Annotated in this window: 19 protein-coding genes; 6 read left to right on the top strand and 13 right to left on the bottom strand. The window is 70.6% G+C overall.

All coding sequences use genetic code 11. The features are described 5' to 3' along the window. The first annotated feature begins 264 nt into the window (after positions 1-264). A complete protein-coding gene (locus ACSMXV_RS07720; RefSeq protein ID WP_473176965.1) occupies positions 265-672 on the top strand; it encodes an SSI family serine proteinase inhibitor in 408 nt (135 codons plus the stop codon). A gap of 83 nt (positions 673-755) precedes the next feature. On the opposite strand, the gene ACSMXV_RS07715 is transcribed toward ACSMXV_RS07720, so the two are convergent. From ACSMXV_RS07715 to ACSMXV_RS07695, 5 genes are all read right to left on the bottom strand, one after another. After that, positions 756-914, bottom strand: a complete 159-nt coding sequence (locus ACSMXV_RS07715) for a hypothetical protein (protein WP_181657907.1) — start codon at positions 912-914, stop codon at positions 756-758. 178 nt (positions 915-1,092) lie between these two features. Then, positions 1,093-2,043, bottom strand: a complete 951-nt coding sequence (locus ACSMXV_RS07710; protein WP_473176964.1) for a cytochrome c oxidase assembly protein — start codon at positions 2,041-2,043, stop codon at positions 1,093-1,095. A gap of 166 nt (positions 2,044-2,209) precedes the next feature. Beyond that, the gene (locus ACSMXV_RS07705) at positions 2,210-3,235 is read right to left on the bottom strand and encodes a 6-phosphofructokinase (RefSeq protein WP_181657909.1); all 1,026 of its coding nucleotides are present in this window, start codon (positions 3,233-3,235) and stop codon (positions 2,210-2,212) included. A gap of 202 nt (positions 3,236-3,437) precedes the next feature. Continuing rightward, positions 3,438-4,166, bottom strand: coding sequence for a type 1 glutamine amidotransferase (locus ACSMXV_RS07700; protein WP_473176963.1), 729 nt, complete (start codon positions 4,164-4,166; stop codon positions 3,438-3,440). A gap of 22 nt (positions 4,167-4,188) precedes the next feature. After that, positions 4,189-5,427 (bottom strand): MurT ligase domain-containing protein, encoded by a 1,239-nt coding sequence (locus ACSMXV_RS07695; protein ID WP_473176962.1) that lies wholly within the window; start codon positions 5,425-5,427, stop codon positions 4,189-4,191. A 233-nt stretch (positions 5,428-5,660) separates the two neighbouring features. Between ACSMXV_RS07695 and def the strand changes: the two genes are divergently transcribed. Beyond that, entirely contained in the window at positions 5,661-6,200 is a 540-nt protein-coding gene (def, locus tag ACSMXV_RS07690; RefSeq protein ID WP_473176961.1) for a peptide deformylase, read from the top strand. Between the two features lie 137 nt (positions 6,201-6,337). Here def and ACSMXV_RS07685 read toward each other — a convergent pair whose 3' ends face one another. Then, the gene (locus ACSMXV_RS07685; RefSeq protein WP_473176960.1) at positions 6,338-6,979 is read right to left on the bottom strand and encodes a TetR/AcrR family transcriptional regulator; all 642 of its coding nucleotides are present in this window, start codon (positions 6,977-6,979) and stop codon (positions 6,338-6,340) included. A 161-nt stretch (positions 6,980-7,140) separates the two neighbouring features. On the opposite strand from ACSMXV_RS07685, the gene ACSMXV_RS07680 reads away from it, so the two are divergent. After that, positions 7,141-8,367 carry an acyl-CoA dehydrogenase family protein gene (locus ACSMXV_RS07680; protein ID WP_473176959.1) on the top strand — a complete coding sequence of 409 codons (1,227 nt, stop codon included), beginning with the start codon at positions 7,141-7,143 and terminating at the stop codon, positions 8,365-8,367. Positions 8,368-8,446: 79 nt separating this feature from the next. On the opposite strand, the gene ACSMXV_RS07675 is transcribed toward ACSMXV_RS07680, so the two are convergent. The 5 genes from ACSMXV_RS07675 to ACSMXV_RS07655 all read right to left on the bottom strand — a co-directional run bounded on the left by ACSMXV_RS07675 (position 8,447) and on the right by ACSMXV_RS07655 (position 13,216). Further along, positions 8,447-8,977, bottom strand: a complete 531-nt coding sequence (locus ACSMXV_RS07675; RefSeq protein WP_473178853.1) for a cupin domain-containing protein — start codon at positions 8,975-8,977, stop codon at positions 8,447-8,449. A 185-nt stretch (positions 8,978-9,162) separates the two neighbouring features. Next, a complete protein-coding gene (locus ACSMXV_RS07670; protein WP_473176958.1) occupies positions 9,163-10,254 on the bottom strand; it encodes a type III polyketide synthase in 1,092 nt (363 codons plus the stop codon). Between the two features lie 252 nt (positions 10,255-10,506). After that, positions 10,507-10,770: a DUF6213 family protein gene (locus ACSMXV_RS07665; RefSeq protein ID WP_473176957.1), complete on the bottom strand. Its 264-nt coding sequence runs from the start codon at positions 10,768-10,770 to the stop codon at positions 10,507-10,509. A gap of 177 nt (positions 10,771-10,947) precedes the next feature. Beyond that, a complete protein-coding gene (locus tag ACSMXV_RS07660) occupies positions 10,948-12,342 on the bottom strand; it encodes an NADP-dependent succinic semialdehyde dehydrogenase (RefSeq protein WP_473176956.1) in 1,395 nt (464 codons plus the stop codon). 397 nt (positions 12,343-12,739) lie between these two features. Next, a complete protein-coding gene (locus ACSMXV_RS07655) occupies positions 12,740-13,216 on the bottom strand; it encodes an NUDIX hydrolase (RefSeq protein WP_473176955.1) in 477 nt (158 codons plus the stop codon). 283 nt (positions 13,217-13,499) lie between these two features. On the opposite strand from ACSMXV_RS07655, the gene ACSMXV_RS07650 reads away from it, so the two are divergent. After that, positions 13,500-13,655: a hypothetical protein gene (locus tag ACSMXV_RS07650; RefSeq protein WP_473176954.1), complete on the top strand. Its 156-nt coding sequence runs from the start codon at positions 13,500-13,502 to the stop codon at positions 13,653-13,655. Between the two features lie 33 nt (positions 13,656-13,688). Beyond that, positions 13,689-15,065, top strand: coding sequence for a glycosyltransferase (locus tag ACSMXV_RS07645; protein WP_473176953.1), 1,377 nt, complete (start codon positions 13,689-13,691; stop codon positions 15,063-15,065). A gap of 32 nt (positions 15,066-15,097) precedes the next feature. Here ACSMXV_RS07645 and ACSMXV_RS07640 read toward each other — a convergent pair whose 3' ends face one another. Next, positions 15,098-16,636, bottom strand: coding sequence for an ATP-dependent DNA ligase (locus ACSMXV_RS07640; protein WP_473176952.1), 1,539 nt, complete (start codon positions 16,634-16,636; stop codon positions 15,098-15,100). 274 nt (positions 16,637-16,910) lie between these two features. On the opposite strand from ACSMXV_RS07640, the gene ACSMXV_RS07635 reads away from it, so the two are divergent. Next, entirely contained in the window at positions 16,911-18,944 is a 2,034-nt protein-coding gene (locus tag ACSMXV_RS07635; RefSeq protein WP_473176951.1) for a serine/threonine-protein kinase, read from the top strand. Positions 18,945-19,070: 126 nt separating this feature from the next. Here the strand turns inward: ACSMXV_RS07635 and ACSMXV_RS07630 are convergent, their stop codons facing one another. Continuing rightward, the gene (locus ACSMXV_RS07630) at positions 19,071-20,120 is read right to left on the bottom strand and encodes a LacI family DNA-binding transcriptional regulator (protein ID WP_473176950.1); all 1,050 of its coding nucleotides are present in this window, start codon (positions 20,118-20,120) and stop codon (positions 19,071-19,073) included. Positions 20,121-20,426: the final 306 nt, after the last annotated feature.

The raw sequence follows: 20,426 nt of genomic DNA, 5'->3' as shown, positions 1-20,426 counted from the left end.
ATGCAGACCGGTTGAGCGAATATGTTCGCCGACGTGTACGGTGCCGCGGCCGTGCGAAGTGCCCCGGCTGACGGATGCACAGGAACCTCACGGAAGCCTGCCCCGGACACCGCCGGAGAGCCGTTCGGCGTCGATGAGGACCCCTCCTGGGCGACACGCCCGGCGTGTTCCCTTGGCCTCGGCGGCGGCGGGCGGTGCTCTTGGCCTCCTGCACAAGCAGAAACCTGTGACGGCCACGTGCCCTCACCGCCCCAGGAGGTCCTCATGCGCCCCCTCGCCATCGCCGCCACGGCCCTGATCGCGCTCGCATCGGCCGCTCCTGCCACGGCCGCCCCCGTGCCCACCCCCGGCACACCGCCCAAAGCGCAGAGCCGCCTGTTCCTGACCGTCTCCGGGGACCAGGACACCTGGATCCGCGGAGTGCTGCTGCGCTGCGCCCCCAGAGTGATGAGCGGTCACCATCCGCACGCGGCCGAGGCCTGTGCCGCCCTCGACGCCGCGCACGGCGATCTCGGCGCGCTGCCCGTCGAGAGGCGCATCTGCACCCACCGGTACTCGCCCGTCACCGTGTCGGCCACCGGCCTCTACCAGGGCCGCATCCTGACCTGGAAGAAGACGTTCGCCAACACGTGCGCGATGGAGGCCGCCACCGGGTACGTCTTCCGCTTCTGAGGCCCGCAGCCCGTACTTCCCAGGCCGGCGGGCCGTGCTTCCCAGGCCCGCGGCCCGTACAGTCGCGCAGCACCAGGTCTCCGTCAGGTGCTGCGCGACACCACCATCGCCAAGGTGATCAGACCGATCACGACCCAGCCGAACCACAGCCAGCCGCTGCTTCCCAAAGCCACCGTGTAGGCAGTCACGACGACCAGACCTCCGACGGTGAGCACCCCCATGACCTTCGTGGAACCGGGCATCGCAACACCCTCCTCGTGGCGGGCCCCGACGCGGGCCGGGGCCTTGGGCCATCCTCGCCCGGCCGGGCGCTGTCCGCCAGAGTCGGCCGGTCAACGGTTCTTGCGTCTCCATAGTGCCGTCGTCCCGGCGCGGAGGGCCCATTACGGCACACGTGCCGCAAGCAGAAGGTCCCGGCCGTCAGCGGCCGCGCGCGCTGAGGGACGCCAGATAGGCGTTGTACTCCTCGAGCTCCTTGTCACCGTCACGGTCCGCAGCCCGGTCCTTGCGGCGTGCCTGCCGTGCCTCGGAGCGCTGCCACTGGAACAGCAGCGCGATCAGCACAAGCACGGACGGGATCTCGCTGAACGCCCATGCGATGCCGCCCGCCGCTGTCTGGTCGCTGAGCGCGTCGATCCCCAGCGAGGCGGGCGGGTTCGCGTACGTGCCGATCATCGGGGTGGACGCCATCATCAGGGCGATACCGAAGAACGCGTGGAACGGCATGCCCGCGAACAGCTCCAGCATGCGCATCACGTAGCCGGGACGGTGCGGCCCGGGGTCGACACCCATGATCGGCCAGAAGAACACCAGGCCGACCATGAGGAAGTGGACCATCATCGCGATGTGCCCCGGCTTGGAGCCCATCAGGAAGTCGAAGACGGGCGTGAAGTACAGCGCGTACAGGCTCGCGATGAACAGCGGGATCGTGAACGCCGGGTGCGTGATGATCCGCATGTACCAGCTGTGCAGCAGCATCAGCAGCAGCTCGCGCGGTCCCTTGCGGCCGCGTCCCGCGACCGGCAGCGCCCGCAGCGCCAGCGTGATCGGCGCACCGAGCAGCAGGATGATCGGCGCCAGCATGCTGATCACCATGTGCTGGACCATGTGCACGCTGAACATGACCATGCCGTAGTCGTTGAGCTTGGTGCACGTCATGAGCAGCACGCTCAGCACACCGACGGTGAACGCCACGGTCCGGCCCACCGGCCAGCCGTCACCGCGCCGGAGCAGCCGCGCCACACCCCAGCCGTACAGGGCGAGCGCCACGAGGCAGCCGATGAGGAAGAACGGGTCCGCGGACCACTCGAGGCCTCGGCCCAGCGTGAACGGCGGCAGATCCATCGTCGTGCCGTGCCCGCTGTGATCCATCCAACGGCTCCTGATTCGTGGGGGGCCTCCCCTTGCCCGTCAGGAACCGGGGGAGGGTTTTGCGCTGTCTGTCCGCACCAGAGTAGAACTGCCCCCGGCCGTCTCCGCGGCCGGGGGCAGTTCCCGGGATGTACGGGGGTCGCCGTCTGGACACGACCCGGGTGTGCTACAGCACGCACTCCGCCTCGTCGTACCGGTGCGCCGGCACGGTCTTCAGCGTCTCGACCGCCTCGGCGAGGGACACCATCGTGATGTCGGTCCCGCGCAGCGCCGTCATCATGCCGAACTCGCCGCGGTGCACCGCCTCCACCGCGTGCCAGCCGAAACGGGTGGCCAGCACGCGGTCGTACGCGGTGGGGGTGCCGCCGCGCTGGACGTGGCCGAGAATCACCGGGCGGGCCTCCTTGCCGAGGCGCTCCTCGAGCTCGATGGAGAGCTGCCGGGCGATGCCCGCGAACCGCTCGTGGCCGTAGACGTCCTTGCCGCCCTCGTCGAACTCCATGCTGCCCGGGCGCGGCTTGGCACCCTCGGCGGCGACGACGATCGCGAACCGCTTGCCCGCGGAGAACCGCTCGCCGACCTTCTGCGCCAGCTCCTCGATGTCGAAGGGGCGCTCCGGTACGACGATGGCGTGCGCGCCGGCGGCCATGCCCGAGTTCAGGGCGATCCAGCCGGTGTGCCGGCCCATGACCTCGACGATCAGGACGCGCTGGTGGGACTCGGCGGTGGTCTTGAGCCGGTCGAGCGCCTCGGTGGCGACTCCCACGGCGGTGTCGAAGCCGAAGGTGACGTCCGTGGCCGCGATGTCGTTGTCGATGGTCTTCGGCACGCCGACGATGGGCAGGCCGTTGTCCGACAGGAGGCGGGCGGCCTTCAGCGTGCCCTCGCCGCCGATCGGGATGATCGCGTCAAGACCCAGCTCCGCGACATGGCCCTTCGCCCGCTCCACGCCGTCGCGCAGATGCTCGGGGCGCACGCGGGACGAGCCGAGGATCGTGCCGCCGCGCGCGAGGATGCCGCTGACCGCGTCCAGGTCCAGCTTGAGGTAGTCGCACTCGAGCAGGCCCTTCCAGCCGTCGCGGAAGCCGATGACCTCGTCGCCGTGGTCGACGACGGCACGGTGCACGACGGACCTGATGACGGCGTTCAGACCGGGGCAGTCGCCGCCGGAGGTGAGGACACCAATTCGCATTTGCCCGAAATACCTTTACTACGTGGGCCGAGGACCGGACCACACTGTCCGGCTGTGTCCCCGCCACCCTACCGGCGGGAGGGGGTGCGGCCGAACCGTGCGTCCGACTGCTGGACGCCCCTGCACAAGTGAGCGGACAGCCCGTCAGTCGGGCTGTCCGCTCACTCGTGTGGCCTACTGTGCCGCCGCTGTGCCGGGCCGGTCAGGCGGGCTGCTGCGCGGCGGCGATGCGCTCGGCGCGAAGCGCCTCGTACCACCGGTCGTCGGTCGGCGGCAGTGCGTTCACATCCAGCGCGAGCTTCAGCAGCAGGTCGGCGATCTGTGGGTTGCGGGCGAGCACCGGGCCGTGCATGTACGTGCCGAAGACCGTGTCGTTGTACGCGCCCTCAGAGCCGTCGCCCGTGCCGTTGCCGTTGCCGAGCCGGACCTGCGCCAACGGCCGTGCGTTCGGGCCGAGATGGGTGATGCCCTGGTGGTTCTCGAACCCGGTCAGCTGCGGCAGACCGAGCCGCGCGTCGATGTCCGCCAGTACGTCACCGACGCAGCGCGCGCCCTCGCCACGGGTCGACACGACGTCGAGCAGGCCGAGACCGGGCTCGCGCTCCCCGAGGTCGTTGATGAACTCGTGGCCGAGGATCTGGTAGCCGGCGCACACCGAGAAGACGATCGCGCCGTTGCCCACCGCGCGGTGCAGACCGCCGTCACGGCGCAGCCGCTCGGCCGCGAGCCGCTGCGGCCGGTCCTCGCCGCCGCCGATGAGGTAGATGTCGCCGGAGGTGGGGATCGGCTGGTCGCTGCGTACGTCGATGCGGGTCACGTCCAGGCCGCGCTGCCGGGCCCGGCGCTCCACGACCAGCGCGTTGCCCTGGTCGCCGTAGGTGCTGAGCAGGTCCGGGTAGACCCACACGAGACGCAGGCTGTTGTCGCTCATGCTAATTCGTCCTTACGCGGGGTCAGTTGCCGACGCGGCGGCGCAGGTCCTGGAAGGCGGTGTAGTTGGCGATCGTCTCGATCCGCCCGGCCGGTGCCAACTGCACTGCCTCGTCGAGGGACTCGCAGACCTGGAAGGTCTGGCCGGCCACCTCGAGGCGTACGGCGAGGTCGAGCCTGCGGTCGCCGACGACGAAGAGCGGGTGCCCGGTGAGACGGGTGTAGTCGACGTCCCACAGCCAGGACGTGTCGGTGCCGTCGGCGGCGCGGGCGTTGACGGCCAGGATCACCGGGGTCGGGGGCTGCTCGATCAGCGAGAACGTCTCGAGCCAGCCTGCCGGGTTCTTCGCCAGCAGGAGCCTGAGCTCGCGGCCCATGAACTGCACGACGTCGTACCGGCCGGCCACCGCCTGCACCTGGTACATGCGCTCCAGCGCGACCTGCGGCGGCACGCCGAAGACCGCGCCGACCGCGGCCGACGTGGTGGCGTTCGCCTTGTTGGCGCGGCCCGGCAGCTGGAGGTGGATGGGCCACGCGGAACCGTGCGGGTCCAGGACGTGGTCACCCGACAGGGCCCAGCTCGGCGTGGGACGGCGGAAACCGCACTGGCCGCAGAACCAGTCGTCGCCGGGGCGCTGCATCACGCCGCCGCAGGCCGGGCAGGACCAGGCGTCGTCCTTCCACATCTGCCCGGCGGCCACCCACACCACGTTGGGCGAGGAGGACGCGGCCCACACGACCAGCGGGTCGTCGGCGTTGGCGATGACCACGGCCTTCGTACCGGCCAGGCTCTCGCGCCAGTGCTCGGCGAGCATGCGGGTCTCGGCGGCGCGGTCCAGCTGGTCGCGCGAGAGGTTCAGCAGTGCGATGGCCTTGGGCTCGACGTCGCGGGCGACCGCGGCGAGGTACTTCTCGTCGACCTCGATGACACCGAAGCGGGACTCCGCTCCCTCGGCGAGGGCCGAGGTGATGCCGGCAGGCATGTTCGCGCCCAGGGCGTTCGACACCACGGGACCGGCGGCGCGCAGGGACTCCGCGATGAGCCGGGTGGTGGTCGTCTTGCCGTTGGTGCCCGACACCAGGACCACATCCAGGTGCTGGGCGAGCTCCCCGAGCAGGTCGGGGTCCAGTTTGAGCGCCACTCGGCCGCCGATCACCGAACCGCTGCCGCGCCCCGCGGCGCGCGATGCCGCCGCGACAGCCTTGCCCGCCGTCACGGCCAGCTTGGCCCGCGGTGACAGCGGGTCCGAGTTGCCTGCCATCGTTCTGGATCCTCCTTGCGTACTGCGCCGCGCGTTGCCCCGGGCAGAGTGTGGGCCTCAGCCTATCGACCTCGGCTCTCCGCCCCGAACGGCGGCACCTCCGAACCGCCGTTCACGGAGTGCATCCCCGCACAGCCGTTCACGCCGTGCACGGAACGTACCCGATCAGGACCGGCGGTCCGTTCGGTCTCCCCGCGGCGTTCACGCCGTGCACGGAACGTACCCTTGCGGCCATGCGACACGGCAAGATCCCGGGCGCCACCGGACGCGTACGGCCCCTCACCCTGCTCGGCGACCCCGTGCTGCACGCGTCGAGCCAGGAGGTCGCCGACTTCGGCCCCGCGCTGGAGACGCTGATCGAGGACATGTACGCGACAATGTACGCTGCCCGGGGCGTCGGCCTTGCCGCGAACCAGGTCGGCGAGGCGCTGCGGGTCTTCGTGTACGACTGCCCGGACGACGAGGACCAGCGTCATCTGGGGCATGTGGTGAACCCGCGCCTGGTCGAGGCGGACGGCGTCGTCGTACGCGGGCCCGAGGGGTGTCTGTCGCTGCCGGGGCTCGAAGCGGGGACGCCGCGCTTTGATCACGCCGTGGTCGAGGGCTTCACGATGCGCGGGGAGCCGGTGCGGGTGCATGGCACCGGGTTCTTCGCCCGTTGCCTGCAACACGAGTGCGATCACCTTGACGGGCGTGTCTACACCGATCGCGTCACGGGGTGGCGTCGGCGGCGCGTGCTGCGGGCTGCGGCGCGGGCGCCCTGGGGGCGGTAGGTACGTCGCACGGCTCAGGCCGTCGTGGGTTGTGCCCAACCTCCCCCCGGCTACCTCCCCCGGACTCCGTCCGGGAGGTGCCCCCAGGAGGTGCCCCCAGCCCTGCGGAACGCCTGCCCCACAACGGTTCGTGCAGCTCAGAAACCCGGGCCGCCCACGCGGTCCGCGACCGCGGCCAGGCGGCCCCAGAGGAGGTCCGCCAGGCTGCGTACCAGCTCGGCGCGGGTGCAGGGGCGTTCGCCGAGCCACCAGTCGCCCGCGGCGTGCATCATGCCGACGATCCCGTGGCCCCAGACGCGCGCCAGCTGCTGGCTTTCGGGGCCGATGTCGACCCGTTCGGCGATGACCGTGGCCAGCTCCTCGCCGAGCCGGCGCAGCAGGGGAGCGGAGTGGCGGCCCACGTCGAAGCCCTCGCCCGATGTGCCGCCCTCGGCGGGGTGCATCAGGAAGCGGTACACCTGGGGGCGCGCCTCGATCGCCGCGAGATAGGTGTCGAGCGTCGCCTCCACGCGCTCCCGGCGCTCCGCGGGGGCGTCCAGCGCGGCGCGCAAAGAGTCCAGAAGCGCGTCGGTGTGGCGCTTGGCGAGCGCCGCGTACAGGCCGCCCTTGTCGCCGAAGTGCCGGTAGAGGATCGGCTTGGTGATGCCCGCCTCCGCCGCGATGGCGTTCATCGAGGCGCCGGGACCGTCGCGGAGCACCACGCGGTCGGCCGCCTCCAGCAGCTCGCGCCGCCGCCGGTCGGCAGAGCGCTGCTGTTCGGTCCGCTGTGTGGTCTCCATATCGCCTCTCCCCGCCCGTGTGATCGGTCGCGCACGCGCAAAGTAACACTCGAAGTGCTGCCCGCATCGAACGGGCTGCCGGGAGTTGACATCCCCTACCGGCGGGTAACAGACTCGAGTTACCGTAAGTAACACATGCTGAGAACGCTGCTGGAGGGGTCATGGCCGAGTTCACCATGGAGCTCAACGACGAACAGAAGGAGGTCCGGGACTGGCTGCACGGTTTCGCAGCCGATGTGATCCGCCCCGCGGCCGCCGAATGGGACGAGCGTGAAGAGACCCCGTGGCCGGTCATCCAGGAGGCCGCCAAGGTCGGCATCTACTCCCTCGACTTCTACGCCCAGCAGTATTTCGACCCCACGGGCCTCGGTATCCCGATGGCCATGGAGGAACTCTTCTGGGGCGATGCCGGTATCGCCCTGTCCATCGTCGGTACCGGTCTGGCCGCCGTCGGCGTCCTCGCCAACGGCACCGAGGAGCAGATAGGCACCTGGATACCGCAGATGTACGGCGACGCCGACGATGTGAAGGTCGCCGCCTTCTGTTCGTCCGAGCCGGACGCCGGCTCCGACGTCGCCTCGATGCGCACCCGTGCCGTCTACGACGAGGCCAAGGACGAGTGGGTCATCAACGGCACCAAGACCTGGGCGACCAACGGCGGCATCGCCAACGTCCATGTCGTGGTCGCGGTCGTCGACCCCGAGCTCGGGTCCAAGGGCCACGCGTCCTTCATCATCCCGCCGAACACGCCCGGCCTGTCCCAGGGCCAGAAGTTCAAGAAGCACGGCATCCGCGCCTCGCACACCGCCGAGGTCGTCCTCGAGGACGTCCGCGTCCCCGGCTCCTGCCTCCTCGGCGGCAAGGAGAAGCTGGACGAGCGCCTGGCACGCGCGCGTGAGCGAGCGAAGAGCGGTGGCGAGCGCGTGAAGAACGCCGCCATGGCCACCTTCGAGGCGTCCCGCCCGGCCGTCGGCGCCATGGCGGTCGGCACGGCCCGCGCCGCGTACGAGGAGGCGCTGGAGTACGCCAAGACGCGTGAGCAGTTCGGCCGGCCGATCATCGACAACCAGGGCGTCGCCTTCCAGCTCGCCGACATGCGTACGCAGATCGACGCCGCCCGGCTGCTGGTGTGGCGGGCGTCCTGGATGGCGGTGAACGGCAAGCCGTTCACGGCGGCCGAGGGCTCGATGTCGAAGCTGTTCGCCAGCGAGACGGCCAAGAAGGTCACCGCTCAGGCCGTCCAGATCCTCGGCGGCAACGGCTTCACCCGCGAGTACCCGGTCGAGCGCATGCACCGCGACGCGGCGATCTACACGATCTTCGAGGGCACGAGCGAGATCCAGCGTCTGGTGATCGCGCGGACGCTGTCGGGCATGCCTATCCGATAGGCCGATCCGACAGGTCGGCGACCGCGCCGCGTCACTGAACTCGGCGTAGCCCGTTGGGCCGCTGCCTTGCGCTGTGGCTTCAAGGGCTGTGTCGCAGCGGTGTGAGCTGCTCGATGTCGTAGCGGGCGCGCAGCTCGGTGATCGCGGCGCGGTCCGGTGGTCCGCCGGAGGCGAAGATCTCGAGCAGCTCCTCGAAGTACCGCTCGTGGTCAGGCGGCGGAGATGCCTGGAAGAACATCTTCGCCGGGGCGTCGGTGGGATTGGCGAAGGCGTGCGGGCAGCCGGGCGGGACGACGATCACCGTGCCCGGCGTGGCCCGCACCACCCGGTTGCCCGAAGCGGACTGCCAGCGCTGCCAGTTGTCGGGAGTCCGTACGAGCGGCTCGAAGGCGAGCACGTCCAGCTCGCCTTCCAGCACATAGAAGAGCTCCTCGCTGCGCGTGTGGACATGCGCGCCGACGTCGAAACCCGGAGGCACCACCACTTCGAAGCTGGAGGCCATGCGGGAGTGCGCCCCTGTCACCTTGAACGTCACATGGTGGGCGGGGGTGTGCACCGTGCGGCCGTGCCCTGGCGGCACCAGCAGGCCTTCGGCACGCGGCGTCGGCATGTCGTCGGACGGATGGGACCCGTCCCCGTCCTCGGCCGGGATGTGTCCTTCGGGCTGGGTGAGCGTTGACATGGGACTCCTTGGGAGCGATGCCTCACCAGGCGACCGGCAGGGCTTCCCGGCCGCGGATCAGAGCGCCGCGGCGCCAGGGCACTTGTCGTATCCCGCGTCGAGCGGCAGTCGTCCTACGTCATGCGTACGGCAGCCGCTTCCAACGCCGGTTCACGGTCGCCCACGGACCAGCGGCCGAGCGACATCTCGGCCGTGATACCCGGACCGAAGCCGGCGAGCAGTCCGCGGGCGCTGTGGTCCGCGCCGCCGTCGTCGAACAGCCTGCGCAGGGCGTCCAGGACGACCGCGCTGGCGATGTTCCCGTACTCCGTGAGCGTCGCGCGGCTGAACCGGAAGGCCTCCGGCGGGACCTGCAGGAACTTGCACAGGTCGTCGAGGATCCTCGGACCGCCCGCGTGGATGATGTAGAAGTCCAGGTCGGAGGCGTCCCAGTCGTGCGCTGTCGCGAGCGCCTTGAGGGCGGGGGCGAGCGGCTCCATGGTGGTGGGCACCCGCTTGTCCAGCAGGAAGTGGAAGCCGGTGGCGCGCACGTCGTAGGCGATCCACTCCTCCGTCTCAGGGATGAGGTACGAGCCGTTGCGCTCGAGCCGGACCCCGGTGCCGCCGCGGCCGCGCACCACGGCAGCGGCCAGGCCGTCGCCGAAGAGTCCGTTCGACAGCAGTGAGCCGACGCCGAGGTCGGTCGGCTGGTAGCACAGCGAGCAGAACTCGCAGGCGACGATGAGGGCGTTCGCCTCGGGATACGCCGTGCAGAAGTCGTGCGCCCGGTTGATGGCCGCGCCGCCGGCGGCGCAGCCCAGCTGGGCTATGGGTATCTGCCGGGTGTCGCTGGAAAACCCCATGGTGTTGATCATCCACGCCGTCAGCGACGGCATCATGAAGCCGGTGCAGGACACATAGATGATCACGTCGATGTCCACGGGCTTCAACTCGGCGTCGTCCAGCGCCTGCCGTACGACCGCGGGCACCCGCGCCTTCGCCTCGGTCTGGTAGAGCTTGTTGCGCTCCTCGAACCCGGGATGCTTCAGCGTCTCCTCGATCGGCTGCACCAGGTGGCGGGTACGCACACCGGTGTTCTCGATGAGCCTGAGTGCCAGCGGAAGCTGAGGGTGGTCCGCGTGGCGGGATCGTGCCAGATCAAGCGTCTCCTCCATGGTGATGACATGTTCCGGAACGGACACAGCGGGCCTGCACAAAGTCGCCATGAGCCTGCGCCTTCTCTCGCCCCCCGGCTGAGGATTGGGCCACCCGGCTGAGGGCGGCTCATCCCACGATGGCCCGGACGGGCGTGGATCTCGCGCGGGATTACTCCAGATCGGGGACGCGCAGGGCACGGTCGGTTGGCCACGGGCCGACTTCGACGGTCATGTTTTCGCAGGTCAGACGCGTTTGTACGGGTGCAGGCACGCAGTGCCACTGCCAGAGGGGTGCGGGAGTCCTCGGGGGTGCGGGAGTCCTCAGGGGTGCGGGCGCCGGGCGCCCGGGGCCTCGGGGGCCGAACTGCTGTGTGCGATGCACGCCACGTCGATGCGGTCGGCGAGCTTGGCCAGTTCGATCGTGAGCGCCGCCACCGTGTCCTCGTCGAGCGTCTCGTGGCCGGCATGCACCATGCGCAGCCACTGACCGCCCACCGTGCGCAGCAGTTTGCTCACGTCGGCGGCGGACACATGCAGTCCGCCCTGCCTGTCGACGATCAGAGGCAGTGTCACTTCACGACCCACTGGGGCTCCCACAGATAGGGCGTACGGCTGGACCAGGCAGTCGTCCGGCTGCCGGGAACACGGCCGGCCCGCCTCGGCGACCTTCTGTGGATCGTAACCGGAGCCTTGGCCGGACGGAGGGATCGTGGCCGCGGCGGCCTGCCGAAGGCCCCGTGTCACGCGTGTCGGACGCGGTGCTCAGGCGCCCTGCCACACCGTGGTGATGTTGCAGAACTCCCGGATGCCGTGCCCGGACAACTCGCGCCCGTAGCCCGAACGCTTGACTCCGCCGAACGGGAACGCCGGATGAGAGGCCGTCATGCCGTTCACGTACACACCGCCTGCCTCGATGTCCCGTACGAAGCGGTCCACTTCCGCGTCGTCGCGCGTCCAGAGGTTCGAACTCAGCCCGAACGGCGTGTCATTGGCGAGCTCCACGGCCGCCTCCAGATCGGGGACCCGGTAGAGCGCGGCGACAGGGCCGAACGTCTCCTCCCGGTGGATGCGCATCCCGGGCGTGATGTCGGCGATCACCGTGGGCGAGTAGTACCAGCCGCGCTCGGCGAGCCCTTCCGGGCGGTGGCCGCCGCACAGCAGCGTCGCGCCGCGGCGCACCGCGTCGTCGACGAGCTCTTCGAGGTCCTTGCGCCCCTGCTCGCTGGAGAGCGGTCCCACCTCGGTGGACTCGTCCAGCGGATCGCCCACCTTCAGGGCGCGCATTCCCGCGGCGAAGCGGCCTGCGAACGCGTCGTACACATCCGCGTGGACGATGAACCGCTTGGCGGCGATGCAGGACTGCCCGGTGTTCTGCGCCCGCGCCCGCACCGCCGTCTTCGCGGCCTCCTCGATGTCCGCCGAGGGCATGACGACGAACGGATCGCTGCCGCCGAGCTCCAGCACCGTCTTCTTCACCTCGTCGCCGGCGATCGAGGCGACGGAGCGGCCCGCCGGCTCGCTGCCGGTGAGCGTCGCCGCGGCCACCCGAGGGTCACGCAGGATGCCCTCGACGGCTCCGGATCCGATGAGCAGCGTCTGGAAGCAGCCCTCGGGGTAGCCCGCCCTGCGGAAGAGGTCCTCCAGGTACAGGGCGGTCCCCGGCACGTTCGACGCGTGCTTGAGGAGGCCCGCGTTGCCCGCCATGAGCGCGGGCGCGGCGAACCGGATCACCTGCCACAGCGGGAAGTTCCACGGCATCACCGCGAGGATCACGCCGAGCGGGCGGTAGCGGACGCGGGCGCGCACGGCACCGGAGTCCTTCACGTCCATGCCCGCCGGATGCTCGTCGGCGAGCAGGCCCTCCGCGTGATCGGCGTACCAGCGCATCGCCTTCACGCACTTCGCGGCCTCCGCGCGCGCCTGCGTGATCGGCTTGCCCATCTCGGTCGTCATGGTGCGCGCGATGTCCTGCTGGTCCTCCTCGAGCAGGTCCGCGGCGCGGTGCAGCAGTCGCGCCCGATCGGCGAACGAGGTGGTGCGATACCTGTCGAAGGCCTCGGCGGCCTTCGCGATCCGCCGCTCGGTCTCCTCGGCGCTCAAGGCGTCGTACGTCTTGAGCGTCTCGCCGTCCGCCGGATTCACCGTCGCGATGGGCATGGCGGGCACCTCCTTGTGCTCGGTGCTTCGACCTTGGCCCGGCGCGTACAGCGCCGCAAGACGGCGGGAGCGCCGGGAAACGCCGCGTACCCGTGGGCGCGGCCGTCATGCCTCCTTGGCGGCGCCCTCGGCCCTCAGCGGCCCGACGCCGCGCGCCAGGGAGCAGCACGCCCAGCCCGCCGCGCGTCGCACGCAGCGAGGCATCGGCGCTGCGGGGCTCCAGAGCTGGAGGCACCCAGCACCGCGGGGCCCGCCCGCTGCGGGTCCGAGCAACCGGGTGGCCCGGTGCGGCAGCGTTCGAGTGGGCGGGAGCCCTCGGCTCTGCGAGGCCCGAGCGCCCGGAGGCCCTACCCACCGGAAGCCCCACCATTGGGCGGTCCCACAGTGCCGCGAGGCCTCAGTCGTGCACCGCGTCGAGGTGCTCGGCCAGCCTGTCCAGGAACGTCGTCTGCGCGGACACGACCGCCTCGCGGGCCCGGTCGAGGGAGAGCCAGGCCACCCGGTCCAGCTCCGGGAAGGTGGTCATACGTCCCGATCCGCGGGGCCACTCCAGCGTGAAGGTCCCCGGCACCACGTCGGCCGGATCGAGGTCGCCCTCGACGGCCCACACCGTCACGGTCTTGCCGCCCCTCTGCCGGACCTCGCCCAGCGGTACGGCTTCGCCGTCCGGCGGCGGCAGCCCGAGCTCCTCCGTGAACTCGCGCCGGGCCGCGTCCCAGGCCGGCTCATCGGGGTCGTGCTCGCCTTTCGGCACGGTCCACGCCCCGGCCTCGCGCCTCGCCCAGAAGGGGCCACCCATGTGTCCCAGCAGGACCTCGACACCCTCGGGCACGCGTCGGTACAGGAGGAGCCCTGCGCTGCGGTTCACGGCCATGGAACCAGTGTGCCGAGCTGTGGGTGTCCGCACGGCGTGAGGCCGACCCGCGGGCAAGCAGTCGCATCGCAGAGTGAGGCCGAGCCGCGGGCAAGCAGCCGCATCGCAGAGTGAGGCCAGACATCCATCCGAAGGAAAATCCCATAGTCCGCTCAGGGGAACGGGCGTGTCCCTGTGATGGCCGAGGCAGCCCTGCTCATCCTGTGACGGTTGCCGGGCCCGACGGCGAGCCGTCCGGGCGCCCGCAGCGACCCATGTAGCACGGACACCCTGAAGGAATCGCATGTACGGATCCGGACTCGCCCGCACTGGGCCTGCAGCTCTCGTCATCGGCGGGGTCACCTTCACACCGCTGTGGCAGATGGTGATCGGCGTCGGCGTCGTCCTTGTCGGCGCCATCGGCGTTCGTCTCTCCAGTCGCCTGCCGCGGAGCAGCTGAAGAAACGTTTCGCGCGCATCGATGAAGAATCGTTTGGTTTGTGTCGCTCAGACCGGCCGTCGGCGCTGTCTGGCAGTCTCACTGGTCAGCGCCGCGGCCCTGACCGCGTACGCCCACCATCACCTCACCAGGATCGTGCACGAGCCGTCGCGTCTGGTAGCGATCGACGCTCTCGCATTCTGCTGGCTGGCCTTCACCCTGATCGCGGCGCACACGCATCGCGACGTCAGGCTCACGGGCGGGCAGGCCCGGCAGCTGGACGACCGCCGCGTCACGGTGGTGGTACCGGTCTTCAACGAGGACCCGAAGACGTTCCGCGCGCTCCTGGAGAGCGTGGCCTGTCAGTCGCGGCTCCCGCAGCGCCTCCACGTCGTCGACAACGGCTCCACCGACAGCGACTGCCGGGTCGTGTTCGACGACTGGGTCCGGACCGCGCCCGCGGGCCTGGAGGTGCGGTACGACGCCACCGGTCGGGTGGGCAAGCGCCGGGCACAGGCGGTGGCCTTCGACGCCGATCCGGAGGCGGACATCTTCTGCACGGTGGACTCCGACACCGTCCTGGACCCGCACGCCATTCGCGAGGGCATCGCTCCCTTCTCCCGCGCAGACACCACCAGCGTGGCCGGAGTGCTTCTGGGGCTCAACCAGGCCCAGAACCTGCTGACACGACTGGTCGACCTGTCGTATGTGATGTCGTTCCTCAACGGCCGCTCCTCCCTCTCCCGCCTCGGCTCCGTGGTGGTGAACTGCGGGGGGCTGGCGTTCTACCGCGCCGACGTCGTGCGGAAGTACCAGCATGCCTACATCACGCAGACCGTGTGTGGCCGGCCTGTCTCCTCGGGAGACGACCGGATGCTGACGGGCTACTCCCTGCTGGAGGGGCGGACGGTGATTCAGGAGAGGTCGGTCGCCTACACGCTGCTGCCGGACAACCTGTCCCATCTGACCCGGCAACGCCTCCGGTGGTGGCGGTCGTTCTTCTGGGGAGGCGGCTGGCTCATCCGGACGTGCCCGGTGTCCAAGCCCGGGTGGTGGCTGGTGCTGTGGCAGTTCGCCGGGTTCGTCCTGAACTCCTACGCGTTTCCCGTGGTGCTGATCGTCCACTTGTCCGAGGCCGGCCGGCTCGCGCTGCCGTTCCTCGGATATGTGGCGTTGCTGTCCTACGTCCGCTCCCTGCGGTACTTCACCCTCCGGCGCCCCGACCAGACCCGCCTGCAGCAGCTGATGATCTTCGCGATGGCGCCGTTCTCCACGCTGTTGAACCTGTACGTCTGCACTGTGCTGCAGTACGCGGGTCTCGCCACATTCCTGAAGACCGGCTGGTCCACCCGCCAGACGGTGGAGGTGTCCCTCGGCGCTTTACCTGAGGTCGGTGCGAGGACGGTACCGGGTGCCGAGGTGCGAACCTGACAGCGACGCGTCGCCACCCGAAGCGGCGGTGGTTATCGGGCGTGGGCGGCAAGCACCGTCTCCACGGTGTCCGCATCCGCGGGCGACTTGTCCTCCCGGTACCGCACCACACGCGCGAACCGGAGCGTGACGCCCGCCGGATACCGCGTGGACTTCTGCAGCCCGTCGTACGCGATCTCCACGACGAGTTCGGGCCGCACCGTGACGGCGTACCCGTCGTCGCTGACCGCGAGCTCCCGCAGGCGCTCGGTCTGCCAGGCGAGCATCTTGTCCGTCATCCCCTTGAAGGTCTTGCCGAGCATGGCGAAGGAGCCGTCGGGGCGGCGCGCGCCCAGATGGAGGTTGGACAGCTTTCCGGTACGCCGGCCGTGGCCCCACTCGGCCGCCAGCACCACCAGATCCAGGGTGTGCACGGGCTTCACCTTCAGCCAGGAGGCACCGCGCCGTCCCGCGCTGTAGGGCGCGGCGAGCCCCTTGACCACGACGCCCTCGTGGCCGCGGCGCAGCGTCGCGGTCAGGAACTCCTCGGCGGCGCTGCGGGCCGCGTCGTCCGCGGGATCGTCCACGACGGTGCGCCGTACACGCATCGGCTCGGGTACCAGCCGCGCCAGTTCGGTGTGGCGCTCGGCGAACGGCAGGTCGAGCAGGTCGCGGTCGTCGACGGACAGCGCGTCGAAGAAGACGGGGGAGAGAGGCACAGCGGCCGCCGCGGTCGCCACGTCGACACGTGAGCCGACGCGTCCCGCGATCTCCTGGAACGACCGCGGCCGGCCCTCGGCGTCCAGCGCGATCACCTCGCCGTCGAGGATGAAGCGCTCGCCCCTCAACTCCCGTGATACAGAAGTGAGTTCGGGGAGTCGATCAGTGATGTCGTCGAGTGTGCGGGTGTAGACGCGGATGTCGTCGCCGGTGCGGTGCACCTGTACGCGGATACCGTCGAGCTTCTCCTCGACCGCGCACGGCCCGAGCTTGTCGACGGCTTCCCCTACGGACGACGCGGTGTGCGCGAGCATCGGCAGGACCGGCCGGCCGACGGTGAGCCGGAAATCCGCCAGCGCCTGCGGGCCGCGGGTGAGCAGGGCCTCGGCGACGCTCTGCAGCGATCCGGCCAGCATCACCGCGCGCCGCACGTCCGACGCGGGCAGATCGGTCGCCTCGGCGAGCCCCTCGACCGCGAGCGCGTCCAGCGCCCCTTGGCGCACCTCGCCGGTGAGGAGTCCGAAGAGGAACCGCTGCTCGTCCGCCGTGGCCGCGCTCAGCAACTGTCCGACGAGCCGCTTGCGTTCGGCAGCCGAGCCCGCGCCGGACACCGCCCCCAGACCCGTCAGCGCCGCGTCGACCTCGCGCACGGTGAGCATCGGCTCGGCGGCGGGAGCGACGGGCTCGCGCAGCACGCTCCAGCCGACGCCGAGCCGCCCCTGCGGGATGCGCCCCGCCAGATAGGGGATGACGATCGGCACGTCCTCCGGTTCCGCGGCCCGGAACAGCTCGGCCAGCAGAGAGATCTTCCGTGATCGCGCCGAGGTGGCGGCGACTTCCTTGGACACACGTACGAGCCGGGCGAACAGCATGCAGCCATCCTGCAACGCGGCGGGCCCTCGTGCCCGGCGGTCACAGCAGGTGCGGCAGCTGGGCCGTACTCCTTGAGGGAGCCGGCGGCCGTACTCCCTGAGGGACCCGGCGGCCGTACTCCCTGAGGTAAAAGGGGGACTAGAGCGTGAAGGGGGACAAGAGCGCCTGCTGTGACGCTATTTGCCCGCTCGAGGGCTCTTTCGGGCGGCGGTCGCGCGGGTAACTGTCACAGGAAAGCTTTCAGCGCTGGGCGAGGGTCTCAGGGGGAAGGCCATGACGGGGGAGACGGCCGGCCACGGCCGGAGTCAGAACCAGGATCAGGACGGCAGGGGGCTGGTCGGGGGCCGCTACCGGCTGGTGCGGCGGCTCGGGACCGGCGGCATGGCGATGGTGTGGCTCGCCTACGACGAGGAGCTGGCCAGCGAGGTCGCCCTCAAGGAGATCGCCGTGCCGGAGCCGGGCCTTTCCTGGCACGCGGGCGGCGACGGCGACCTGGACCGGGAGATGGCAGCCCGGGTGGCGCGGGCCCGCGCGGAGGCCCGTAACGCGGCACGGCTGCGCAGCCATCCGCATGTGGCGACCGTCTACGACGTGGTCCGGCACGACGGGCTGCCGTGGATCGTCATGGAGTACGTGCCGGGGGCCACCGACGCGGACGCGCTGGTCCGGGCCGGCGGCACGATGTCGTCATCCGATACGGCCCGCATCGGCATCGCGATCCTTGACGCGCTCGTCTCGGGGCATCGGCTCGGCATCCTGCACCGGGACGTCAAACCGGCCAACATCCTTCTGGCGCCCCGCACTTCGGATGGGCCACGCGCTTCCGATGCGCCACCGCGCACTTCGGATGCACGACCCCACACGTCCGATGCTCCGGCTGCCGGTGCGGGGGCGGGGTTCGAGCGGGTGCTGCTCACGGACTACGGCATCTCGCTGCGCCCCTCCTCCGGCGATCCCCGGCTGACGGCTGCCGGCGGGGTCATCGGTACGCCGGGCTATCTTTCGCCGGAGCGGGCCAGGGGAGGGGAACCGACGGAGGCCGGCGATCTCTTCTCGCTCGGCGCGACGCTGTACCGCCTGGTGGAGGGCGAGGGCCCGTTCGCCCGCGACTCCGATCTCTCCACGCTCACGGCCCTGCTCTTCGAGGATCCGCCGCCGCCGCGGCGGGCATCCGTGCCGCTGGCCACCGCGATGCTCGGCCTGCTGGAGAAGGACCCGGAGCGGCGTATCACGGTGCCGGAGGCCGAGCGTCTGCTGCGCGAGGCGGTCTCGGCGGGGTCGGCAGAGTCGTCGGGGTCCGCCGGGGCGGGAGGCGGCGGCTTCGGGCATCAGGGGACCCTTGACCTGTCCAACCGGCCGATGGCCGCCCCGACGGCACCCTCTCCCCTCGTCCCGCCTCCGGCAGGAGCCACGCCGCACAGGAGGCGGCGGGCGCGGGCGTATCAGTTCGTCATAGCGGCGATCGCGGTGGTGACCGCCGTGGCGGGGGCCGTCTGGGGTGGGGCCGCGCTGGGCAACGGGATCGGAGACGAAGCCGGTGACAGCCCGTCCGGTTCCGTGTCCGAGGCCTCCGACAGCCGGTCGTACCGCCCGTACCGGAACAGCACCACCCTCGACCAGGAACTGGTCCCCGGCGAATGCGTCAACGCCGTCTGGAAGAACCCGAAGAAGCCGTACACCGGTGAGGTGCAGATGTGGCCGGCGGACTGTCGCGTCTCCTCGCCGGCCGGCCAGGTGATCGCCGTGGAGCCGGTCGCCGATCCCGAGAGCCTGAGCGAGACGGAGGCCAGGCGCACCTGTGAGGAACGCACCGCCGAACTCCGCAAGACCCTCGCCGCGCCCGTGGCCTACCCCATGCTGCCGTCCGCCGACGGCTCCACGCTCGCCTGCCTGGTCTTCCAGCGCGGCACCGACGAGATATACGGCCCACTCGGCGAGTTCCGCACAGCGGGCGAGCGTCTCGCTGTCACCAACGCCGGAACAGGCGACTGCTTCAACGTCGACGACCGGAACCAGTGGATCCTGACCACCTGCGACAAACCGCATGCCCAGCAGGCCGTCGGCTGGGCGAAGGCGCCGGCCGGGATGTCGTACGACGAGTTCCGGGAGGAGAATCCACGGCTCTGCCAGCGGAAGTACGAGCAGGCGTGGGTGCGCGGCACACCACGGGAGATCGTCGGCTGGTACACGGGGGACGCGGACAGATGGAACGGCGGCTTTCGGTTCCTCATGTGTGCGCTCAAGGACGCGAACGACTCCAAGAAGCTTCCTGGCGGTTCCGCCGAGCCCGTGGACGACAGGGCCTAGGGCCCCCGAGGCCCGGCGCCCCGGCGCCGGGGCGCCGTAGGGCAGATTCCGGAATCGGATCGAAAACTATCGGATCGGCTTGCCGGCAACTCACCGTGCAACTCGCGGTGCAATTCACAGTGCAACTCAGAGTACGGCGGCGCCCTCCACGGCAGCCGTGCTCGCCCGTACGACGAGCTCCGTGGCCAGTTCCACGCGCAGTGAGTCGATCTCCTCGCCGTGCGCCAGCCGCAGGACGGTTCTCGCCGCCGACTTGCCCATGTCGGCGAGAGGCTGGCGCACCGTGGTGAGCGGGGGAGCGGACCAGCGGACCTCGGGGAGATCGTCGAAACCCACGACGCTCATGTCCTCGGGCACCCGAAGTCCGCGGCGGCGCAGCGCCTCGATCGCGCCCAGCGCCATCTGGTCGCTGGAGGCGAAGAGCGCGGTGGGCGGCTCGGCGAGGTCGAGCAACGCGTTGCAGCCGCTGAATCCGGACGCGTGGTGGAAGTCGCCCGGCACGACGTACTTCTCGTCGTACGGAAGACCCGCCGCCTCCATCGCCGCCCGGTAGCCGTCCAGCCGGGCCCTGCTGCACAGCAGCCGGGGAGGCCCCGCGATCAGGCCGATCCGGCGGTGGCCGAGGGAGATCAGATGCTCGGTCGCCGCCATGCCGCCGGCCCAGTTGGTGGCGCCGACAGTCGGCACCTCGAAGGCCGGGGAACCGGCCGGGTCGACGACCACCAGTGGTACGCCGAGGCGGTGCAACTCCTCGTGCAGGCCCGGCTCCAGGACGGACGTGACCAGGATGACCCCGTCCGAGGCGCGGGCCCGCAGGTTCTGCATCCACTGCCGGGCGGAGCCCGCGCGGTTGTGTATCGCCGACACCACGGTGCCGATGCCTGCCGCGTGCGCCACCTCCTCCACGCCGCGGATGATCTCCACGGCCCAGGGGCTGTCGATGTCGTTGAAGACAAGATCGAGGAGCGAGGCCCGCTCACCGGGGGCATGGGGCCGCCGCCGGTATCCGTGCCGGCGCAACAGCTCCTCGACACGGGCGCGGGTCGCGGCGGACACATCGGAACGTCCGTTCACGACGCGCGACACGGTCGGTACCGAGACCCCCGCCTCCTGCGCGATGGCCGTGATCGTCACCTTGCGCTTCGGGGTATCGCCCGGCGCGTCCTCGGTTGCCATGGTCTGCTCCTCGTTCCTCGACACTTTGCGGAAGTCTTCCGGAAAGTGGGGGCTGACGGGAAGAGGCGACGGCGGTTGGTTCCCCTACGACCGTGCCCGGCTGCCCGGCTGCCCGGGAGCCCCTGCCGAGTCGTGGACGGCGTGCGAGTCGCGGACGCTCGCGGGCGCGAACCGCATGGCGGCCACGGACCGGGCGCCGAGCGCTGCAAGGGTATCGCGCCCGGTCAGCCCGGCCTGCGTGCGGCCTTCGCTCCGCTCGCGGTGCTCAGGCCGGGCTGTCGCCGTGACTCCCCGCGGAGGTGAGGC

The organism is Streptomyces sp. DSM 42067, assembly GCF_055792885.1.
The sequence above is the reverse complement of the archived record's forward strand: the minus strand, read 5'-3'. Positions and strand labels throughout refer to the sequence as shown.

What these genes read in the sequence shown, in the direction of transcription:
- ACSMXV_RS07720 (WP_473176965.1), top strand. Translation starts at nt 265, where the DNA reads ATGCGCCCCCTCGCCATCGCCGCCACGGCCCTGATCGCGCTCGCATCG.
- ACSMXV_RS07715 (WP_181657907.1), bottom strand. Translation starts at nt 914, where the DNA reads ATGCCCGGTTCCACGAAGGTCATGGGGGTGCTCACCGTCGGAGGTCTG.
- ACSMXV_RS07710 (WP_473176964.1), bottom strand. Translation starts at nt 2,043, where the DNA reads ATGGATCACAGCGGGCACGGCACGACGATGGATCTGCCGCCGTTCACG.
- ACSMXV_RS07705 (WP_181657909.1), bottom strand. Translation starts at nt 3,235, where the DNA reads ATGCGAATTGGTGTCCTCACCTCCGGCGGCGACTGCCCCGGTCTGAAC.
- ACSMXV_RS07700 (WP_473176963.1), bottom strand. Translation starts at nt 4,166, where the DNA reads ATGAGCGACAACAGCCTGCGTCTCGTGTGGGTCTACCCGGACCTGCTC.
- ACSMXV_RS07695 (WP_473176962.1), bottom strand. Translation starts at nt 5,427, where the DNA reads ATGGCAGGCAACTCGGACCCGCTGTCACCGCGGGCCAAGCTGGCCGTG.
- def (WP_473176961.1), top strand. Translation starts at nt 5,661, where the DNA reads ATGCGACACGGCAAGATCCCGGGCGCCACCGGACGCGTACGGCCCCTC.
- ACSMXV_RS07685 (WP_473176960.1), bottom strand. Translation starts at nt 6,979, where the DNA reads ATGGAGACCACACAGCGGACCGAACAGCAGCGCTCTGCCGACCGGCGG.
- ACSMXV_RS07680 (WP_473176959.1), top strand. Translation starts at nt 7,141, where the DNA reads ATGGCCGAGTTCACCATGGAGCTCAACGACGAACAGAAGGAGGTCCGG.
- ACSMXV_RS07675 (WP_473178853.1), bottom strand. Translation starts at nt 8,977, where the DNA reads ATGCCGACGCCGCGTGCCGAAGGCCTGCTGGTGCCGCCAGGGCACGGC.
- ACSMXV_RS07670 (WP_473176958.1), bottom strand. Translation starts at nt 10,254, where the DNA reads ATGGCGACTTTGTGCAGGCCCGCTGTGTCCGTTCCGGAACATGTCATC.
- ACSMXV_RS07660 (WP_473176956.1), bottom strand. Translation starts at nt 12,342, where the DNA reads ATGCCCATCGCGACGGTGAATCCGGCGGACGGCGAGACGCTCAAGACG.
- ACSMXV_RS07655 (WP_473176955.1), bottom strand. Translation starts at nt 13,216, where the DNA reads ATGGCCGTGAACCGCAGCGCAGGGCTCCTCCTGTACCGACGCGTGCCC.
- ACSMXV_RS07650 (WP_473176954.1), top strand. Translation starts at nt 13,500, where the DNA reads ATGTACGGATCCGGACTCGCCCGCACTGGGCCTGCAGCTCTCGTCATC.
- ACSMXV_RS07640 (WP_473176952.1), bottom strand. Translation starts at nt 16,636, where the DNA reads ATGCTGTTCGCCCGGCTCGTACGTGTGTCCAAGGAAGTCGCCGCCACC.
- ACSMXV_RS07635 (WP_473176951.1), top strand. Translation starts at nt 16,911, where the DNA reads ATGACGGGGGAGACGGCCGGCCACGGCCGGAGTCAGAACCAGGATCAG.
- ACSMXV_RS07630 (WP_473176950.1), bottom strand. Translation starts at nt 20,120, where the DNA reads ATGGCAACCGAGGACGCGCCGGGCGATACCCCGAAGCGCAAGGTGACG.